The organism is Sanguibacter sp. HDW7 (assembly GCF_011300875.1).
Taxonomy (GTDB): Bacteria; Actinomycetota; Actinomycetes; order Actinomycetales; family Cellulomonadaceae; genus Flavimobilis.
On sequence record NZ_CP049862.1, the window covers coordinates 958,469 to 978,282 of the forward strand.

Here is a 19,814-nt window from a genome sequence, read left to right on the forward strand (position 1 = left end):
CGCATGGCTCTCACCCTCGCCAATCTCCCGCACGAGCCCGGCCGCCCTCCGTGATGCGACCCCTCAGGGCAGCGCGACCCCCACGTGGAGGCGTCCGCCGCCCACGTGGAGCTCGGTGACGCGCAGCCCCCGCAGGTGCGGCGGCAGGGGCGCGGGCGCGAGGAGCGCCGTCGTGTCCGCGAGGACCTCGAGGCGTGCACCGTCGGGCCGGACCCGTACCGCGTCGCCGCTCACGCCGCGCGCCGCGAGCGTGCCACGCAACGTGTTCTCGACCGTGCCGAGGAACAGCCCGACGAGCCGGTGCGCGGGCAGCGAGCGCGCCGACGCGGCGACGTCGAGCACGGCGACGCCCGACGCGAGCCGCAGGACGCGCACGGTGACGACGACCCTCCCCGCGGCGCGGGCCGCGAGGCGGGCCGCGGTCGGCAGGCCGGGCAGCTCGCGCGGGTCGACGTCGACCGTGAGCGTGTCGCCGACGAGCACGGGCGTGCCGATGCCGGGCGGGAGCCCGTCGGGTGCGGCGAGCTGCAGCAGCTCGGGGACGGTGAGCGAGATGTCCATGGCAGGTGTCCTCTCAGCTGGTCGCGGCGGCCTCGACCGGGGCGAGCTCGATGTCCGCGACGATGCCGCGGTGGTCGGAGCCGTCGTCCGGCATGACGTGCACCCCCGTGAAGGTCATGCCGCGGCCGAAGATCCAGTCGATGCGGACGTCCGGCGCCCAGGCGGGGAACGTGAGGGCCGACGGGTCGCCGACGGCGTCCTGCGCGGAGACGAAGCCGCGGCTCGTCACGTGGTCGATCTCCGGCCAGCCCGGCTCGGAGTTGAAGTCGCCGGCGATGAGCGCGGCCGGTTGTGAGGCGATGTCCGCGGCCATGAGGACGTCGAGCTGCGCGAGGCGCGTCGGGGTGTTCTCGTCGCGGTGCTGGAGGTGGGCGCTCGTGACGACGAGGGGGACGACGTGGCTGAGCGTCGCGGTGATGGCCGAGCGCCACTGAGGCCCGTCGCCGTACGGCAGGCGCGTGCGCACGACCTGCTCCTCGGCGCCGAACTCGCCGTCGCTGCCGAGCAGCGCGGGGTCGACGAGGAGGACGTTGACGAACTGGCGGTCCGCCGCGGGTGCGGCGACCGCCCGGAAGCCCGTCGCGCGTTCGAGGTACGTGAGCATGTCGGCGCCGCCGCCCATGACCCAGCCGCGCGACACCTCCTGGAGCGTGACGACCTGGGCGCTCGTGCCGCGGATCGCCTCGGCCATGCGTCCCAGGCCGAGACCCGGGTCTTGCGTGACGCCGTAGTGGAGGTTCCAGTCGAGGACGCGCACGGTGCCCGCGACCTTGTCGATCGCGGGGGCGACGCGCGGCGGCGCGACCGCGTCCCGCACGGGCAGGGCGACGAGCACGAGGATCGCGACCGCCGCCGCGGCCAGGTGCGCGGGCCGGGTGAGCCTGAACCGCGCACCGTCCGCGTCCAGGGGTGCTGGCGCCGGCCGCCTCACACCGGCCGCCGCGAGCGCGACGACCGCCGCGAGGACGACGAGCCAGTTGGGGAAGCCGAGCGGGACGTCGTAGTCGAGCTGGTAGACGAGCAGCGGCAGGATGAGCCCGAGACCGACGGCGGTCGCCGTGCCCGCCCGCGCGAGGCCCGCGCGCAGCGGCGCGCGCGCCGGCAGCGGGACCGACCACGCGACCGCGAGGGCGTACGTCGAGGCGACGAGGAGCAGCAGCGGCGCGAGGAGGGCGACGACGACGCCTAAACCGGTCGCGGGTTCGCCGAGCGCCTGTGTCGGGACGAAGACCGCGACGGATGTCGCGACGAGCACGACCGCCATGAGGACCGGCGCGAGCGCCGGACCTCGCCGGCCCAGCCCTCGGCCCGCGCCGACGCGGACGAAGGACAGCCACATGCTGGTGGCGATGAACCCGAACGTCAGTGGCACGACGAGGTCGTCGAGGGACCGGCCGAGCTGCGAGGCGAGGTACGCGGGGTTGCCCATGACCATGACCGCGAGGGCGAGGTACGGGCCGAGCGCCCACACCCGCCGGGGTGGAGTCGTCGCCGCGGCGTCGCGCAGCAGCCACGCGCACCACAGCGCGCCACCCACGACGAGGACCGTCGGCAGCCAACCGTCGAGGCCCGGCCGCCACACGGCGTCCCACGTCGACAGCGCCATGCTCAGGCCGGTCGCGAGCATGACGCCCGTCAGCACGCCGATCGCGGCGCGCCTGGACGGAGCCCGGTGAGGGTCGCCGTCGTCCCCCGCGACGAGGTGCACGGTGAGCACGAGGACGCCGATCGCGACCGACGCGGCCCCGAGCGCGATCCAGTACCGCGGCACCGAGCCCGTCGCCTGCACCGCGAGTCGTGCGAGCGCGAGCAGCACGACGCCCACGAGCACCGTACGACCCGTCACGGGCCGCAGCCGCGCGACCGCGAGTGCCACGAGACCCGGTGCGACGTAGGTACCGAGCGCTGTGAGCGCGACGATGACGACGCCCGCCGCGAACGCGCGGTCGAACATCGGCCCGCTCGCGCGGACGAGCTCGACCGTCAGCGCCGTGACCAGCGTGAGCAGTGCGGTGCGCGCGAGAGGGCGCGTCGGTGCGTCGACCATGGCAGGAGCCTAGCGACCGCCCCTGACATTCCCGTCTCGGAGGCCTCCAGCAGGGTCGAGCTGTGCTGGCGGTCTACGAGTCACCGTGGAGATGGGGGAGGCGACATGCACGGCGCGTCAGGCGAACAGGCTCTCGCCCACGTACGCCCCGTCGACGGGGGACAGCCGCGCGCCGTCGGGCACGCCCGGCGGCACGGCGAAGAGGCCTGAGCCCGTGTGCCGCAGGTACTCGACGAGCAGGTCGTTGCGGGCCATGCGCGTCTGCATCGGCACGTACTGGCGCGCGGGGTCGCGGACGAACGCGAGGAAGAACAGGCCCGCGTCGAGCTTGCCGAGCCCGTCGGAGCCGTCCGTGTAGTTGTAGCCGCGGCGGAGCATGCGCATGCCGTCGTTCGTCGAGGGGTGGGCCATCGCGACGTGCGAGGCCGGGTCGATGAGCGGCGTCCCCTCGCGCCCAGCGAGGGCGAAGTCGGGTGCCGTGTGCTCCTCGCCGCCCGAGAGCGGCGCGCCCGAACCCTTCGTGCGCCCGATGAGCGCCTCCTGCTCGCGCAGGGGCGCGCGGTCCCACGTCTCGATCGTCATGCGGATGCGTCGGGCGACGAGGTACGTGCCGCCCGCGAGCCAGCCCGCGTCGGCGTCGTCGGCCGCGTCGACCCACACGTGCTTCGTGAGCTCAGCGGCCTCCTCAGCCATGATGTTCGCGGTGCCGTCCTTGAAGCCGAACAGGTTGCGGGGCGTCGCCTGCGCCTGCGACGTCGACGACGTGCGGCCGTAGCCGAGCTGCGACCAGCGGACCGTCGCAGCGCCGAACGCGAGCCGCGCGAGGTTCCGCACCGCGTGGACGGCGACCTGCGGGTCGTCCGCGCACGCCTGGACGACGAGATCGCCACCCGTGCGCGCCGGGTCGAGCGTGTCTCCGGGGAAGTGCGGCAGGTCCTCGAGCAGCGCGGGCCTGCGTGTGGCGAGGCCGAACCTGTCGCGGCCGTCCGCGTCGCGGAACAGCGACGGGCCGAAGCCGATCGTCACCGTGAGGTTCGCCGCGGGCAGGCCGTCGGTCTCACCCGTGTCGTCCGGCGGCGCGTCGTACGCGCCGCCCGTCGGGCCGAGGTCCCCGGCCGGCAGTCCGCGCGTCATGCGCTCTGCCGCGTACGTCCAGCGGCGCAGGAGCGCGACGAGGTCGCTGCGGCGGTCGGTCGTCACGTCGAACGCCGCGAGGTGCAGCCGGTCCTGCGCGGGCGTCGTGATGCCCGCCTGGTGCAGACCCGTGAACGCGTGCGTGCCCGTCGGGGAGGAGCCCGCGGCGGCGGGCACTGCCGCGGTCGCGCCGCGCGCCGCCCAGCCACCCGCACCGCCGATCCCGACGGCCGCCAGCCCCGCGCCGGCGAGGCCGAGCAGGCCCCGGCGAGAGATCCCGGAGGTCGAGGGAGCGTCCGTCGACCCGGCTTCGGCGCCCGGGGGAGCGCTGGTTCCTGCGGGCACGGCGGCGCCCGCCCCCTCGTCGGGGGCGGGCGATCCGGTCGGGCGTGCGTCGGTCATCGTGCTCTCACGTCGGTCGTGCGGGTGCTGCAGGTGGTTGTTGACGCAGGGTAGCGGTCAGAGCACGACGGCCGCGGTGAGCCGCGAGAGCGGCTCGCTCAGCGCGTCGACGGCGACCGAGAGCTCCTTGACCTGGTCCTTCGACAGCTCGGTGTAGAGGACGAAGCCGTCACCCTTGCGGTGCGTGTCGAGCAGGCCCGTGAGCGTGTCGAAGCGCGCGTCGAGGTCCTCGGCGAGCGCCGGGTCCTTGGTGACGACGACGTCCCGCAGCCCGTCGTATGCGACGCGTGCACCGTCGACGTTCGCCTGGAAGTCCCACAGGTCGGTGTGCGACCAGATCTCCTCCTCGCCCGTGACCTTGCCCGTCGCGACCTCGTCGAGCAGGCCCTTGGCACCGTTGCCGATGAAGTCCGCGGTGATCGTCGTCGCGAACTCGGCGGCGTGCGTGCGGGTGTTGAGCTCCACCGTGTCGGCGAGCAGGCGGCCGGCGTAGTCGGTGCGCTGCGCGTCCGTGAGCGGGACGTAGGCCTTCCCGCCGTTGGCCTCGGGCGACGGCGCCCAGAGGTCCTTCTCGAGGAGGTGCCAGCCGGTCCACTCCTCGCCCTCGGCGAGGTCGGCCTCGCGCAGGTCCATGCTCGGGTCGAGGTCGCCGAACGACTCCGCGACCGTCTCGATGCGCTCCCAGTGCAGGCGCGTCGACGCGTAGAGCGCGCGGGCCTCGTCGTCCTTGCCCGACGTGTAGGCGTCGACGAACGCCTGCGTGCCGGTGAGCAGCTGCTCCGACTGGTCCTTGACGTAGCCGATGTACGCCGTCGTGGCGGCCTTGATCTGGTCGCCGAGCTCGCCCGACGGCGTGATGACCGCGCCCGAGTCCGTCACGGTGAACGCCTGGCGGATGCCGTCACCCACCATGCCGGGCTTGCACGCCGCGACGTACGTGCCGGGCTTCGCGACGACGACGAGGTCACGCGAGATGCCTGGGCCGATGTTCTCGACCTCGGACACGATGCGCAGGCCGTCCTCCGCGAGGAGGTAGAACTCCGTGACGTCGGCCCCCGTGTTCTTCACCTTGAAGACGACGTTGCCCGACGGGGCGCTCGTGGTCGACAGCGCGCACGCGTCGGCGCTCGAGTCGACCGAGATCGCTGCCGGGCCGCCGGCGGCGGTGCCCGACGGGTCGGCGGCGGGCGCGTTGTCGACGCACGCGGCGAGGGGCAGTGCGAGCGCGAGCACGGCGAGCGGGGCGGTCAGACGGGTGGCGCGAGGCATGAGTGTCCTTCGGGAGGGCGGGGGAGCGGGGAGGGTCAGGCGGCGACGGCCGACGCCGTGGGCGCGGCCGGACGCGTGGGCGCGGGGGAGAACCACACGCTGCGCACGAAGAGCGTGAGCGTCGGCACGACGTACGCGACCCAGCCGATGGCCTGGAGCCACGTCGTCGCGGGCGTGAAGTTGAACACGCCCTTGAGGACGGTCGCGTACCAGCTCGACGGCGGGATCTGCGCCGAGACGTCGAACGCGAGGTTGTGCAGGCCAGGAAGGATCCCGGCCTCCTGGAGGTCGTGGATGCCATAGGCGAGGACGCCGCCGGCGACGATGACGAGGAAGACGCCTGTCCACGCGAAGAAGGTGCGGAGGTTGAGGCGCAGCGCTCCGCGGTAGATCGCCCAGCCGAGGGCGACCGCGACGGCCAGGCCCGCGACCGCGCCGAGCAGGGGACGTGTCGAGGCACCCGTGGCCTGCGCGCCGGCCCAGAGGAACAGTGCGGTCTCGAGGCCCTCGCGTCCGACGGCGAGGAGAGCGACGACGACGATCGCGCCGCGGCCAGCCGCGACGGCATCGTCGAGCTTGGAGTGCAGGTGTGTCTTGAGGAACCGCGCGGTGCGGCCCATGTAGAAGATCATCCACGTGATGAGGCCGACGGCGACGAGCGAGAGCGTCCCGCCGATCGCTTCCTGCGCCTCGAACGTCAGGCCCTTGGGGCCGAAGGTCAGGGCCGCGCCGAACGCGAGCGAGGCCGCGATCGCGACGCCGACGCCGGTCCACAGGGGGCCGAGGAGGTCGCGGCGGTCGGCCTTGACGAGGTAGGCGACGAGAATGCCGATGACGAGCGAGGCCTCGAGGCCCTCGCGGAGGCCGATGAGGAAGTTCGCGAGCACGGGGTGACCCTTCCGGGACCCGGGAGTGTGCCGCTGCCGTGCCCGCCCCCGGTGGAGGCGGCGCGCGTCGGGCGGTGGAGCGGTGCTCCATGCCGTCGCGGCGCGTGGGTGAGGCAAGCCTTACCGAAGTCCGTGGACGACGTTACTGGACGACGGGCATATAGGTGAGCCCGTCGTGCCCTAATGTCACGGCGTGGACGGTGGCGTGGGTCACACCCCCTGGGGATCCGGTGTGCATCCCCGCGACGAGTCGCTGGAAGTGTCCGACTCGTAGCGCTTCTGTACATCGCGGAGTGTGCAGGAGTGCTACGAGTCGCAGAAGCAGAACGACTCGTAGGTCTGGAGCACCGTCGAACGGTGCTCCAGACCTACGAGTCGGATCGGACGGGTGACGGGGCGCGGCCCCGCCGGGCTCGTCAGCGGGTGCGGTGCGCCCGGTAGTACTCGATGAGGCCCTTCGTCGACGCGTCCTGCGCCTCGAGCGCCGCGTCGTCGCCGGAGATCGCCGGGGCGATCTCCATCGCGAGCTTCTTGCCGAGCTCGACGCCCCACTGGTCGAAGGAGTTGATGCCCCACACGATGCCCTGGACGAACGTGATGTGCTCGTACAGCGCGACGAGCTGGCCGAGGACGGCCGGCGTGAGCGCGGGCGCCATGATCGACGTCGTCGGACGGTTGCCCGAGAACACGCGTGCCGGGACGATCGCCTCGGGCGTGCCCTCGGCGCGCACCTCGTCGGCCGTCTTGCCGAACGCGAGCGCCTTCGTCTGCGCGAAGAAGTTCGAGAGGAACAGCTCGTGGACGTCGGCCTCGCCGTCGCGCAGCGGGTGCGCGGGCGTCGCGACCGCGATGAAGTCCGCGGGCACGAGGCGCGTGCCCTGGTGGATGAGCTGGTAGAACGCGTGCTGCCCGTTCGTGCCGGGCTCGCCCCAGAAGATCTCCCCGGTCTGCGAGGTCACGGGGGAGCCGTCCCAGCGGACCGACTTGCCGTTGGACTCCATCGTCAGCTGCTGCAGGTACGCCGCGAAGCGGTGCAGGTGCTGCGCGTAGGGCAGGACCGCGTGCGAGTGCGCGTCGAGGAAGTTGACGTACCAGATGTTGAGCAGGCCCATGAGCGCGGGCACGTTCTGCTCGAACGCCGTGGTGCGGAAGTGCTCGTCCATCGTGTGGAAGCCCTCGAGCAGCTCGCCGAACGCATCGGGGCCGATCGCGATCGCGAGCGCGAGGCCGATCGCGGAGTCGACCGAGTAGCGGCCGCCGACCCAGTCCCAGAAGCCGAACGCGTTCGTCGGGTCGATGCCGAAGGCCTCGACCTTGTCGAGGGCCGTCGAGACGGCGACGAAGTGGTGTGCGACGGCGTCGGACCGTGACTGCTCGGAGCCGTCGATCGCGCCCGCAGCCGCGAGGGTCTCCCAGAGCCACTCGCGCGCGAGGCGCGCGTTCGTCAGCGTCTCGAGCGTCGTGAAGGTCTTCGACGCGACGATGAAGAGCGTCGTCGTGGGGTCGAGGCCCGCGGTCGTCTCGGCGACGTCCGTCGGGTCGATGTTCGAGACGAAGCGGACCTCGATGTCGCCGACGTACGGCTTGAGGGCCTCGTAGGCCATGACGGGGCCGAGGTCGGAGCCGCCGATGCCGATGTTGACGACGGTCTTCACGGGGGCGCCCGTGATGCCGCGCCACTCGCCCGTGCGCACCTTCTCGGCGAACTCGGCGACCTGCGCGAGCACCTCCTGCACGTCCGCGTCGACGTCCTGGCCGTCGACGACGAGCGCGGGCTCGGCGTCGGCCGGGCGGCGCAGCGCGGTGTGGAGGACGGCGCGGTCCTCGGTCGTGTTGATGTGCTCGCCCGCGAACATCGCGTCGATGCGGCCGCGCAGGCCGACCTCGTCGGCGAGGCGCACGAGGAGCGCGAGCGTCTCGTCGGTGAGGAGGTTCTTCGAGAGGTCGACGTGGAGGTCGCCCGCGGTGCGGGTGAGGCGCTCGGCCCGCTGCGGGTCGGTCGCGAACCAGCCACGGAGGTCGCCGCGGAAGGCATCGCGGTGCTCGGAGAGCGCGCGCCAGGAGGGCGTCGTGGTGGCGTCGATGGGGGAGGTGGGCACGAGGACTCCTCGTCTCGTTCGATGCTGTCGGTCCCACCGTACGGTGCGGACGCGGGGTGGCGCTGGGACTTCTCGGTCGGTGGCGGGAGCGCCTTCACCGCGACGTAAGTTCAGCGCTTAAGTCGAAGGGAGGCGGCGCGGGGATGATTGGGCGCCGCCACGGTTCCCAACCTCCCGAAAGGTCGCTACTCTTGCGGCGATCCCTGCGCACCGCCGCGCCGGGTGGCGTTGCTTAAGCGCTTCAAAGGAGAACGCATGCAGCCCGCACTCCACCGCGCCGCGCACCGCGGTGTCGCCGTGCTCGCGGCGACGGCCCTCGCCCTCACGGGCGTCGGCGCCGCCGCCGCGTCACCGGACGACACCCCGCCCGACGGCACCTCGCCGCGCGCGGTCCGCGCCGTCGACCCTGGCGCCACCCCGGCGACCCTCTCGCTCCTCGACCACCTCGCCGACCCCGCCCGCGGCGGGATCCTCTTCGGCCAGCAGCACGCCGTCACCGAGTCGATCAGCCCCGCGACGACGGGCACCGACGGCGCCTCCGTGAGCTCTGACGTCTTCACCGGCCTCGGCACGTTCCCCGCGGTCTTCGGCTACGACACCCTCGCCCTGCGTGGCGAGGAGAAGCCTGGCACCGAGGGCGCGACCGGCGCGGAGAACGCCGACGCGCTCGCGGCCGCGTTCGTCCGCGCCGATGCGCTCGGCGCCGTCCCGACGCTCAGCGCGCACATGCCCAACTTCGTCACGGGTGGTCGCTACAACGACGCCGAGGGACGCGTCGTCAGCCACATCCTGCCCGGCGGCGACAAGAACGCCGAGTACGACGCCTACCTCGACCTCGTCGCCCGTGCCGCGCTCGGCGCCGTCAGGGCTGACGGCACGCGCGTGCCGATCATCTTCCGTCCCTTCCACGAGTCCAACGGCTCGTGGTTCTGGTGGGGCGCCGCCCACACGACGAGCGGCGAGATCCAGGAGATCTTCCGCTACACCGTCGAGCACCTGCGCGACGAGCTCGGCGTCGACAACCTCCTCTACGCCTGGTCGCCCAACGGAACCTTCGGCGGCGACTCCTCCCGCTACCTCGCGACCTACCCGGGCGACGACTTCGTCGACGTCCTCGGCTACGACGTCTACGAGGGCACCGACGCCGGCACGACCGCAGCCTGGTCCGCACGCGTCGTCGAGGACCTCCGCATGATCGCCGACCTGGCCGAGACCCGTGGCAAGGCCGCGGCGCTCACCGAGTTCGGTCGTAACGGCGACCGCGCGATCACGCCGAGCGGCAACGCGGAGACGACGTTCTTCACGACGCTCCTCGACGCCATCGCGGCCGACCCCATCGCGCGCCGCATCGCGTACATGCAGACGTGGGCGAACTTCACCGGCCAGATCTACGTCCCGTCGCCTGCGTACGGCGACACCCCGGCGCACGAGATGTGGGCCGACTTCGCCGCCTTCGCGGCCAACCCCGCGTCGCTGTTCGCAGCCGACCTCGACGCCGAGGACCTCTACGGCCGCGACGTCACCGCCGTCGCGCACGGCCCCGCCCTGCGCCTCGTCTCGCCCGCCGCCGGCACCCGCCTCACCGGCACGACAGTCACCGTCCGCGCGAAGGCCACCGGCCCGGGCTCGGACGGCGCGACCGCGACGTTCTCCGCGCTCGGCACGGACGTCCCGCTCTCGCTCGACCCGGCGACGGGCTACCTCACGGGCACGTGGGAGATCGACCCGGCCCAGCTGACGAACGCGACGCGCACCGTGACGCTCACGGGCACCGTCGACGGCACGGACCTCACGAGCACCACGACCCTCGTCCTCGGCGACCTGCCGACGTTCCCGCGCGGCACGATCGACGACTTCGAGGGCTACGGCGACGACGAGGCCCTCCGCGCCGCCTGGACGACGAACAACGCCGGCCCCGAGATCCTCGCGCTCGCCGACCGCGGCGCCGACGGCCACGGCGTCGCCTACTCCTACGACTTCACGTCGCGCGAGTACCAGGGCTTCGGCCGCGCCTACTCTCCCGCGCAGAACCTCTCCGGCTTCGAGGGGCTCGGGCTCACGCTCGGCTCCGACGGCTCAGGCCACAAGCTCGTCGTCCAGCTCAAGGCCGGCGGCGTGACGTTCGAGGCCTACCCGTCGCTCACGACCGCGGGCACGCGCGAGGTGCGCATCCCGTGGACCGACTTCGCGCCCGCGCCGTGGGACACCGCGAACGCCGGGGCACAGCTCACGCAGACGCGCCTCGCGCGCGTCTCCGAGTACTTCACGTATCTCAACGACGCGGGCGGCGACGCCCCCCGCACGGGGTCGCTCGTCGTCGACGACATCGCGACCTACGGCGAGTGCGACTACGTCGACCCCGGCACCGGGGCCGTCGAGCCCGCACCCGTCGACGACTTCGAGTCGTACGCGGACACCGCGGCGCTCCAAGCCGCATGGGGCAACAACGGTCTCCAGGAGTGGGGCGACGGGCTCCAGCTGGAGCTCGCCCCGGGACGTGGGACTGACGGCTCGAACGCCGCCGCGTTCAGGTTCGACCTCACGGGCACGAACCTGCAGCGCGACAGCCGTTGGTTCGGCGGCGCCGACTGGTCGGGCCGCACCCACTTCTCGGGCCGCCTCGACGCTGACGGCTCGAAGCAGGCCCTTCTCGTGCAGTTCCGGACGCCGTCGAACCCCGGCGGCGGCGAGGACTGGTTCTGGAACCTGCCCGTCGTCGTGGGCAGCGGTGACGGCTGGCAGGACTTCTCGCTCGCGTTCGAGGACGCGACCGTGTCGTGGCCCTCGGGCGTCGACCCCGACGCCAGGCCGACCGCGACGCAGCTCGCGCGCATCAACGAGGTCATGCTCGGCGTGACGCTCCACGACGAGGCGGGTGCCCGCACCGGGACGATCTACCTCGACGACCTGCGCGCCGACGGTGCCACGACGGAGCCGGAGCCCGAGCCTGAGGACGCCACCGCGCGCACCCTCGACGACTTCGAGGGCTACGCCGACGACGCAGCGGTCTCTGCCGCCTGGAACAACCGGGGCACGCAGGAGTGGGCCGACGGCGTCCAGCTCGGCCTCGCGCCGACAGGCGGCAGCAACGGCTCCCAGGCCGGCGCGTTCCGCTACGACCTCACCTCGCGCTCGGACCTCTCCGAGTCGCAGTGGCTCGGCGGCGTCTCGTACGCGGGCCTCGAGGGCCTCGGGATGTACGTCGACCCGCAGGGCTCGACGCAGCGGCTCGTGGTCCAGCTCCGCACCCCCGCGGGTGCGGGCGGCGGCGAGGACTGGTTCTGGGACCTCCCCGTCGTCGTCGGCAGCGGACCGCACACGGTCTTCCTGCCGTTCACCGACGCCCGGGTGACGTACCCGGCGGGCGTCGACGCGGCGGCGCGGCTCACGAAGGCGCAGCTCGCGTCCGTCGTCGAGCTCGTTCTGCGCGTCGACCGCCTCGACGCCTCGGCGCCGACGGGCACGATCCTCGTCGACGACCTGCGGGTCGGAGCGCCCACGGGTGACGAGGGCCCGGTCACGGGAGAGCCGGAGCCGACGCCGACGCCGACGCCGACGCCCACGGTGAAGCCGACCCCGACGCCCACGCCCACCCCGACGCCCACGACGCGCCCCGAGCCGACCACCGCACGGAGCACGGTCCGGCTGAGCCCGACGACCCGGACGACGCGTGCGGGCGTCCGGCCCGTGTGGAACGTCCGCGTGACGTCCGCCGGGAAGGTCGACGGCGGCCGCGTGACGCTGCGGGCAGGCGGGACCACGCTCGGCTCCGCCAAGGTCGTCCGTGGCTACGCGAAGGTCCGTCTCTCCGCCAAGGCCGTCGCGCTGGTCGGGACGAGGACCGTGGTCGCGTCGTACTCCGGGACGTTGACGGCTGCGCCGTCGACGGCGAAGGGCCGTCTCAAGGTCGTGCGAGCCACGGCCAAGGTCTCGGTGTCCACGCCGCGCACGACGGTGGGGGCGCGCCCGACGATCACCGTCCGCGTCCGCTCGTCGGCGACGGTCTCGGGCCGGGTCGACGTCTACGTGGGCACGCGCAAGGTCGGCACTGCTCGCGTCTCGCACGGCAAGGCGCGCATCCGCCTGTCGTCCGCGGTGACGACGCGTGCGCGCACGGTGAAGCTGACGGTCCGTTACCGCGGCTCGTCGACGGTCGCACCGGTCAAGGCGACCGCGCGGATCACCGTGAAGGCGCGCTCCCGTGCGTAGCCCGCACGGCGAGGCCCGGTCAGCGTGAGGACGGCGTGGGCGGCGGGTTCGGCCGTCGCCCACGCGCTGACCTGACGACGACGGGGTGCGTCCCTCCCACCAGGAGGGACGCACCCCGTCGAACTTGTGCGGCGCGCAGCGCGCTGCGCAGCGAACGTCGAGCGATCCGCGTGCGGAACGTTCGACGTTCGCTGCGTGCGGGTCAGACGATCTCGCAGATGACCGTGCCTGAGCTCACGCCCGCACCGGCCTCGGCGCTCAGCCCCGTGACGGTGCCGGCGCGGTGCGCGACGAGCGGCTGCTCCATCTTCATGGCCTCGAGGACGACGACGAGCTCGCCCTCGGCGACCTCCTGGCCCTCGGTGACCGCGACCTTGACGATCGTGCCCTGCATGGGCGAGCACAGGGACGTGCCCGACGTGCCCGACGTGGCACGCGACGTGCGGCGCGCGCGCTGCGGCCGGGCGCCCGGGCCCGACGGACGACGTGCGCCCGCCAGACCCGCGGGGATGACGACCTCGAGGCGCTTGCCTGCGACCTCGACGACGACGCGCTCGGTCGCGGGCGCCGCGTCGGCCTCGGCGGGCGCGGTCGTCGCGGGGACGAGCGTCGCGAGCGTGTCGACGAACTCGGTCTCGATCCAGCGTGTGTGGACCTCGAACGGCGTCGCATCGTCGGCGGGCACGAAGCGCTCGTCGGCCATGACGGCACGGTGGAACGGCACGACCGTCGGGATGCCCTCGATCTGCAGCTCGCGCAGCGCGCGGCGAGCACGCTGCGCGGCCTGCGCACGCGTCGCGCCCGTGACGATGAGCTTGGCGACCATCGAGTCGAAGAGGCCCGAGACCGTGTCGCCCGCGACGACGCCCGAGTCGACGCGCACGCCGGGGCCAGACGGGAAGCTCAGGCCCGTGATCGTGCCGGGCTGGGGGAGGAAGTTCGCCGCCGGGTCCTCGCCGTTGAGGCGGAACTCGAACGAGTGGCCGCGGACCTCGACGGAGTCGTAGCCGAGCGGCTCGCCCGCCGCGATGCGCAGCTGCTCGCGGACGAGGTCGATGCCCGTGACCTCTTCGGTCACCGGGTGCTCGACCTGCAGCCGCGTGTTGACCTCGAGGAACGACAGCGTGCCGTCGAGCCCCACGAGGAACTCGCACGTGCCCGCGCCGACGTAGCCGGCCTCGGAGAGGATCGCCTTCGACGCCGCGTAGAGCTCGGCGACCTGGGCGTCCGAGAGGAACGGCGCGGGCGCCTCCTCGACGAGCTTCTGGTGGCGGCGCTGCAGCGAGCAGTCGCGCGTCGAGACGACGACGACCGTGCCGTGCGCGTCCGCGAGGCACTGCGTCTCGACGTGGCGCGGACGGTCGAGGTAGCGCTCGACGAAGCACTCGCCGCGGCCGAACGCTGCGACGGCCTCGCGGACCGCCGACTCGTAGAGCTCGCCGATCTCCTCGAACGTGCGCGCGACCTTGAGACCGCGACCGCCGCCGCCGAAGGCCGCCTTGATGGCGATGGGCAGGCCGTGCTCGCGCGCGAACTCCTCGACCTCGGCCGCCGACGACACGGGGTCGGCCGTGCCCGGGACGAGCGGGGCTCCGGCGCGCTGTGCGATGTGGCGCGCGCTCACCTTGTCGCCGAGCGACTCGATCGCGGACGGCGGCGGGCCGATCCACGTGAGGCCCGCGTCGATGACGGCCTGCGCGAACCCGGCGTTCTCCGAGAGGAAGCCGTAGCCGGGGTGGACGGCGTCGGCGCCCGAGCGGCGCGCGACGTCGAGCAGCTTGGCGACGTCGAGGTACGTGTCGGCGGCGCGGGCGCCGCCGAGGGCGAACGCCTCGTCGGCGAGCCGGACGTGGAGGGAGTCGCGGTCGGGGTCGGCGTACACGGCGACCGAGGAGATCCCGGCGTCGGCGCAGGCGCGGGCGACACGGACGGCGATCTCGCCGCGATTGGCGATGAGGACCTTCGTGAGTGCGGGCACGGCTCACCGTAACGCTTCACGACACCGGCCCGCGGGCGGGCATCCGGGTGTCGGGACAACATTGGACGGCGGACCAACCTCGCCCGCGGTGGGTTGTGGGGGTTCTACAAGTGCATCCGGTCGAGCCGCACGCACCCCCGCGCAGCGTTGTGCTCGCCCGACAAGCGCACGGTGCGTGGCGAGCTGTCGGACATAGCCGTCAGCGACCGTCGAGCAGTGCCGCCAGCTGTCGTCGGGCAGAGCCGTCAGACCCGGGGCCGCCACAGGTCGTGGATGCGGACGTCGACCTCGGCGAGCAGCTCGCGCAGCAGCGGCAGGCTCAGCCCGACGACCCCGTGCGGGTCGCCCTCGACAGCCGTGACGAACGGTCCGCCCAGGCCGTCGATCGTGAACGCGCCCGCGACGACGAGCGGCTCGCCCGTCGCGACGTACGCGTCGATCTCGTCGTCGGTGAGGTCCGCGAAGCGCACGACGGTCGAGCTCGTCGCGCCGAGCGTCCCTCCCGTCCCGCCCGCGGCAGGGTCGCGCAGATCGACGAGCCAGTGCCCCGTGTGGAGCGTCGCCGACCGGCCGCGCATCCGGCGCCAGCGCTCGCGCGCCGTCGCCGCGTCGCCAGGCTTGCCGACGACCTCGCCGTCGATCTCGAGCATCGAGTCGCAGCCGAGGACGACGACGTCGTCCGTGGCGAGCGCGTCGGGAGCACCGTCGGCCTCGAGGTCCTCCGCGACCGCGAGGGCCTTCGCCTGCGCGAGCACGAGCACCGCGTCGGCCGGGTCGAGCGCACCGAACCGGTCCGACGCGTCGGCGAGGACCGCGTCCTCGTCGACGCCGGAGACGCGCACGGGCGCGTCGATGCCGGCGGCGGAGAGCGTCGCGGTACGGGCGGGGGAGGCGGAGGCGAGGACGAGCCGGGTCATGCGCCCAGGGTAGCCGCGCGACCGGGGACGTTCGTCCCCCGGATCAGCGGGGGCGCGCCGCGAGGATGTGGGGAAGGGACATGCGCCGGGAGACCCCCGGAGTGCTCGTGAGCACCTCGGATGCCGACAAGTCCCGGCGACAGCGACGTCGCCCCATGGTCGAGCGTGGGTGCGGGGTCACGTACCCCTCCGGAACTCCGTACCCACGCTTCTGCCGCGGTGCCCCGCCACGTGTGCCCTCCAACGCTCGGGGGCGGGGCACCGCTCATACCTCTTGTCCCTGAGGACGAACGCCGCGGCGCAGGTGGGCCCCGCCGGTCCTGCCGGCGCGGGCCCACCCGGCTCAGCCCTCGGCGAGGACGACGTCCCGCAGCGTGTCGAGGCCGACCGTGCCCGCCGAGAGCACCCGCGCGTGGAACGCCCGCGCGTCGAACTCCTCGCCGCGCGCGGCGGCCGCGTCGCGCGCGCCGTCGCGCAGCTGCTCGAAGATCCGCTGTCCCACCTTGTACGAGGGAGCCTGCCCGGGCCAGCCGAGGTAGCGGTCGAGCTCGAAGCGCAGCGAGTCCTCGTCCATGGAGACGTTCGCGCGGAGGAACTCCCACGCCTTGTCCGCGTCCCACGTGCCGCCGCCCCACTCCGCCGGGCACGGCAGTCCGAGGTGCACGCCGATGTCGAGGACGACGCGCGCCGCGCGCATGCGCTGCGCGTCGAGCATCCCGAGCCGGTCACCCGGTGTCGACACGTAGCCGAGGTCGGTCATGAGCCGCTCCGCGTAGAGCGCCCAGCCCTCGCCGAAGCCCGACGTGAAGCACATGAGGCGCCGCCAGTCGTTGAGCGGCAGCGCGACCGCGCCACCCACCTGGAGGTGATGCCCCGGGACTCCCTCGTGATAGACGGTCGTCAGCTCGCGCCAGGTCGAGAACGTCGTCACGGACGCGGGCACGGACCACCACATAGCGCCCGGGCGCGTGAAGTCGGCCGACGGCGCCGTGTAGTAGATGCCGCCCGTCTGCGTGGGCGCGATGCGGCACTCGAGCGAACGCAGCGGCTCGGGGATGTCGAAGTGCGTGCCGTCGAGCGCGTCGATCGCGGCGTCCGACGTCTCCTGCATCCAGCGGCGCAGCGCCTCCGTGCCCTCGAGCGTGTAGGCCGGGTCGGCGTCGAGCAGCTCGATCGCGCGCGCGACGCCCGTGCCCGGCCCGCCGATCTCGGCCGCGACGGCCTCCTGCTCCTCGACGATCTGCGCGAGCTCGTCGAGACCCCACGCATACGTCTCGCGCAGGTCGACGCGCGCGCCGAGGAAGTAGCGAGACCACAGGGAGTAGCGCTCCTCGCCGACGCCGTCGGCCTCGGGGGCGTGCGGCGCGACCTCCTGCTCGAGCACGTCCGCGAGCCGCCCGTACGCCGCGCGCACACCGGCTGCGCCCTCGAGGAGGTCGCGGCGGACCGCCGCGCACACGGCCGAGCCGTCGAGCGCCGCGTCGACGGCCTCGCCCTCGACGAACGACGTGAAGAACGATGACGACGCGTCGGCCTGCTCGCGCGCCTGCGCGACGACGAGCCCCACCTGGTGCCGCGCCGGCAGCGGGCCCGTGCGCACGGCCTCGCGCAGCGACTCGATGTAGCCGTCGATCGCCGTCGGCGCCGCGAGGAGACGCAGCGCGACCGTCTCCCAGTCCTCGGGCGTCGCCGTCGGCATGAGGTCGAAGACGTCGCGCAGGTCCTGCGCGGGCGACGCGATGTTGCTGAGCGGCGCGCGCAGCTCGCCCGCCTCGAACAGCTCGAGCTCGAGGCCCAGCCGCTCCCGCATCGCCGCCGCCGTCACCCGGTCGACGTCGTCGACAGGCTCGAGCCCGTCGAGCGCCGCCAGCGTCTCGCGCGCGGCCGCGGCCCGCGCGGCCGTACCCGCAGGTGACCAGTCCGGCACCTCGTGGTCGTGGCCGCGGACGCCCATGACCGTCGCGACGAACGGGTCGAGCCGGCAGGCGGTCACGACGTACGCGTCGGCGAGCGCGTCGATCGGCGAGGGCGTCCGGCCCGGACCGGACGCGTCGGGGGAGGAGGACGAGGACGGGTCGTGCGTGGCGGAGGTCATCCCCGCACACTAGGGTGCAGACGCGCGATGACGCACGCGAGGACCTCCTGGGCCTCGGCCGCAGGAGCCGCGCCTGGGGACCTTCGTCCCCAGCCGGACCGGCCGGACGTCACGGACGATGGACCGGACACCCTGGAGGGCACATGACCGACACCGACTCCCGCGCCGGCCTCGCCGATCTGGCCGACGACCTTCAGCCCCGTGGCTTCCGCCACTCCCGCGGCTGGATCTTCGGCACGATGCTCGTGTCCGCGCTGCTCTCGCTCACCGCGTCCTTCGTGCTGTCCTACGACGCGATCGTCCTGGCGGGCAACCCCGACGCGAGCTTCGGCTGCGACATCAACTCGGTCCTCTCGTGCAGCGCCGTCGGCGTCTCGTGGCAGGCGTCACTCTTCGGCTTCCCCAACGCCTTCCTCGGCATGATCTGCGAGCCCGTCGTCATCACGATCGCCGTCGCGAGCCTCGGCGGCGTGCGGTTCCCGCGCTGGTTCATGTTCGCCGCGCAGGTCGTCTACCTCTTCGGCCTCACCTTCGCGTTCTGGCTGTTCTCGCAGTCGATGTGGGACATCGGCGCCCTGTGCCCGTGGTGCCTCGTCATCACCGTCGGCACGACGCTCGTCTTCATGACGCTGCTCCACCACAACATCCTCGAGAACAACCTCTACCTGCCGCCGGCAGCCCAGAAGCGTGCCCTCACGTTCGTACGCTCGGGTGCCGACGCGTACGTCGCGGCGGGGATCGTCGTCGTCCTCGCCACCCTCATCGTCGCGAAGTACGGAGCTCTGGTCCTCGGCTGACGTCGACCTGTCGCCGGCGGTAGGCCCGGACCGACGGGCCAGTGCGTGAGGTGCAGCGCCCCGCTCCTCGTCCTGCGTTCACCTGCGCGCCGCCGTGTGCTCGGCCTGCGGACGCGCGGCGTCCGTAGCGTCGGAGCGTGACGCTCACCGACGCCGACGCACGGGTCGCGCCCGCGCGGCCCACGCCCAGCCTGACGACCGCGCCCCGGCCGCGCGCGGAGCGCGCGCGAGCCCCTCGCTCCAGCGTGCGCCGGTCTCCAGCGGGTGACCGTGACTGGCCGGCGGTTTCGGTCTTCGCGACCGTGCGTGACGAGGAGCAGCACCTGCGCCGCGCTCTCACGTCCGTGCTCACCCAGGACTACCCGGGGGAGCTCGAGGTCGTCGTCGCCGTCGGCCCCTCGCGCGACGACACCTACGGCATCGCCGCCGAGATCGCCCGCGCCGACGCCCGCGTCAGCGTCGTCGAGAACCGCACGGGACTCATCCCTGACGGCCTCAACGTCGCGATGCGCGCGTGCGACGACCGCTCCGAGGTCCTCGTCCGCTTCGACGGGCACACAGCGCTGCCGGACGGTTACGTGCGCGACGCGGTCGCGATCCTCCTCGACACGGGCGCCGACAACGTCGGTGGACTCATGGTGCCGCGGGGTGACGGGCCGACGCAGCGTGCCGTCGCGATCGGCATGTCCCACCCCGTCGGTATCGGTCCCGCACCCTTCCACGTCGGCGGTGTCGCCGGGCCGAGCGAGACCGCGTACCTCGGCGTCCTCCGACGCGTCGCGGTCGAGCGCGTCGGCGGCTACGACGAGCTCTTCGAGCGCGCCGAGGACTGGGAGCTCAACCTCCGTCTGCGGCGAGGAGGAGGGCTCGTGTGGTTCGACCCGGCGCTCGTCGTCGAGTACCGGCCCCGCGCGTCCTACCGGGCGCTCGCCCGGCAGTTCTGGTCGACCGGCCGCTGGCGCCGCGAGGTCGTGCGACGCCATCGCGGGACGGCGTCGATGCGGTACCTCGCGCCGCCGTTCGCAGTGCTCGCACTGCTCGTGGGGCTCGTGCTCGGGGTGGCAGGGCTGGTCGGGGTCGTCGCGGACACGGGCGTGCTCGGCGGCGCTCTAGGGCGCTACCTCGGCGGCGCGACCTGGGCGACGTGGCTGGTCGCGCTCGGAGCTCTGCCGTGGCTCGGGTACGGGATCGTCGTCGTCGGTGGAACGCTCGTCGCAGGACGCGGCCACCCGTGGCGCGTCGTCCTGCGGCTCCCCGCGGTGCTCGTGACGATGCACCTCACGTGGGGCGCGGGGTTCCTCCGCGGCATCGACGCGCCGCGCTAGCGGTGCACTGCGTCAGGTCGTGGCACACCAATGTGTGCGGGGCGACGTCGCGTCGAGCTGCGGTGCGTGGAGGCGCGCTGCGCCAGCAAGCGCC

General features: G+C 73.3%; 12 protein-coding genes. 3 read left to right on the forward strand and 9 right to left on the reverse strand.

The window, feature by feature from the left end; genetic code table 11:
* Positions 1-63: 63 nt before the first annotated feature.
* From G7063_RS04385 to pgi, 6 genes are all read right to left on the reverse strand, one after another.
* Positions 64-561 (reverse strand): hypothetical protein, encoded by a 498-nt coding sequence (locus G7063_RS04385; protein ID WP_166413306.1) that lies wholly within the window; start codon positions 559-561, stop codon positions 64-66.
* Between the two features lie 13 nt (positions 562-574).
* On the reverse strand, positions 575-2,608 hold the full coding sequence (locus G7063_RS04390) for an endonuclease/exonuclease/phosphatase family protein (RefSeq protein ID WP_166413307.1): 2,034 nt from the start codon (positions 2,606-2,608) through the stop codon (positions 575-577).
* A gap of 117 nt (positions 2,609-2,725) precedes the next feature.
* On the reverse strand, positions 2,726-4,144 hold the full coding sequence (gene efeB, locus G7063_RS04395; RefSeq protein WP_166413308.1) for an iron uptake transporter deferrochelatase/peroxidase subunit: 1,419 nt from the start codon (positions 4,142-4,144) through the stop codon (positions 2,726-2,728).
* Between the two features lie 57 nt (positions 4,145-4,201).
* Positions 4,202-5,413: an iron uptake system protein EfeO gene (gene efeO, locus G7063_RS04400; protein ID WP_166413309.1), complete on the reverse strand. Its 1,212-nt coding sequence runs from the start codon at positions 5,411-5,413 to the stop codon at positions 4,202-4,204.
* A 35-nt stretch (positions 5,414-5,448) separates the two neighbouring features.
* Positions 5,449-6,300, reverse strand: coding sequence for an iron uptake transporter permease EfeU (gene efeU, locus G7063_RS04405; protein ID WP_166413310.1), 852 nt, complete (start codon positions 6,298-6,300; stop codon positions 5,449-5,451).
* A gap of 416 nt (positions 6,301-6,716) precedes the next feature.
* Positions 6,717-8,399, reverse strand: a complete 1,683-nt coding sequence (pgi, locus tag G7063_RS04410; protein ID WP_166413311.1) for a glucose-6-phosphate isomerase — start codon at positions 8,397-8,399, stop codon at positions 6,717-6,719.
* A gap of 255 nt (positions 8,400-8,654) precedes the next feature.
* On the opposite strand from pgi, the gene G7063_RS04415 reads away from it, so the two are divergent.
* Entirely contained in the window at positions 8,655-12,608 is a 3,954-nt protein-coding gene (locus G7063_RS04415) for a glycosyl hydrolase (protein ID WP_166413312.1), read from the forward strand.
* Positions 12,609-12,810: 202 nt separating this feature from the next.
* Here the strand turns inward: G7063_RS04415 and G7063_RS04420 are convergent, their stop codons facing one another.
* The 3 genes from G7063_RS04420 to G7063_RS04430 all read right to left on the reverse strand — a co-directional run bounded on the left by G7063_RS04420 (position 12,811) and on the right by G7063_RS04430 (position 17,598).
* Entirely contained in the window at positions 12,811-14,586 is a 1,776-nt protein-coding gene (locus G7063_RS04420; RefSeq protein ID WP_166413313.1) for a biotin carboxylase N-terminal domain-containing protein, read from the reverse strand.
* A 245-nt stretch (positions 14,587-14,831) separates the two neighbouring features.
* Entirely contained in the window at positions 14,832-15,503 is a 672-nt protein-coding gene (locus G7063_RS04425) for a nucleoside triphosphate pyrophosphatase (RefSeq protein ID WP_166413314.1), read from the reverse strand.
* Positions 15,504-15,846: 343 nt separating this feature from the next.
* Entirely contained in the window at positions 15,847-17,598 is a 1,752-nt protein-coding gene (locus tag G7063_RS04430; RefSeq protein ID WP_166413315.1) for a DUF885 domain-containing protein, read from the reverse strand.
* Positions 17,599-17,741: 143 nt separating this feature from the next.
* Between G7063_RS04430 and G7063_RS04435 the strand changes: the two genes are divergently transcribed.
* Both G7063_RS04435 and G7063_RS04440 read left to right on the forward strand, forming a co-directional pair.
* Positions 17,742-18,395, forward strand: coding sequence for a vitamin K epoxide reductase family protein (locus tag G7063_RS04435; RefSeq protein ID WP_166413316.1), 654 nt, complete (start codon positions 17,742-17,744; stop codon positions 18,393-18,395).
* A 137-nt stretch (positions 18,396-18,532) separates the two neighbouring features.
* Positions 18,533-19,720 (forward strand): glycosyltransferase family 2 protein, encoded by a 1,188-nt coding sequence (locus G7063_RS04440; protein ID WP_240916187.1) that lies wholly within the window; start codon positions 18,533-18,535, stop codon positions 19,718-19,720.
* The last annotated feature ends 94 nt before the right edge of the window (positions 19,721-19,814 follow it).

What these genes read in the sequence shown, in the direction of transcription:
- G7063_RS04385 (WP_166413306.1), bottom strand. Translation starts at nt 561, where the DNA reads ATGGACATCTCGCTCACCGTCCCCGAGCTGCTGCAGCTCGCCGCACCC.
- G7063_RS04390 (WP_166413307.1), bottom strand. Translation starts at nt 2,608, where the DNA reads ATGGTCGACGCACCGACGCGCCCTCTCGCGCGCACCGCACTGCTCACG.
- efeB (WP_166413308.1), bottom strand. Translation starts at nt 4,144, where the DNA reads ATGACCGACGCACGCCCGACCGGATCGCCCGCCCCCGACGAGGGGGCG.
- efeO (WP_166413309.1), bottom strand. Translation starts at nt 5,413, where the DNA reads ATGCCTCGCGCCACCCGTCTGACCGCCCCGCTCGCCGTGCTCGCGCTC.
- G7063_RS04415 (WP_166413312.1), top strand. Translation starts at nt 8,655, where the DNA reads ATGCAGCCCGCACTCCACCGCGCCGCGCACCGCGGTGTCGCCGTGCTC.
- G7063_RS04425 (WP_166413314.1), bottom strand. Translation starts at nt 15,503, where the DNA reads ATGACCCGGCTCGTCCTCGCCTCCGCCTCCCCCGCCCGTACCGCGACG.
- G7063_RS04430 (WP_166413315.1), bottom strand. Translation starts at nt 17,598, where the DNA reads ATGACCTCCGCCACGCACGACCCGTCCTCGTCCTCCTCCCCCGACGCG.
- G7063_RS04435 (WP_166413316.1), top strand. Translation starts at nt 17,742, where the DNA reads ATGACCGACACCGACTCCCGCGCCGGCCTCGCCGATCTGGCCGACGAC.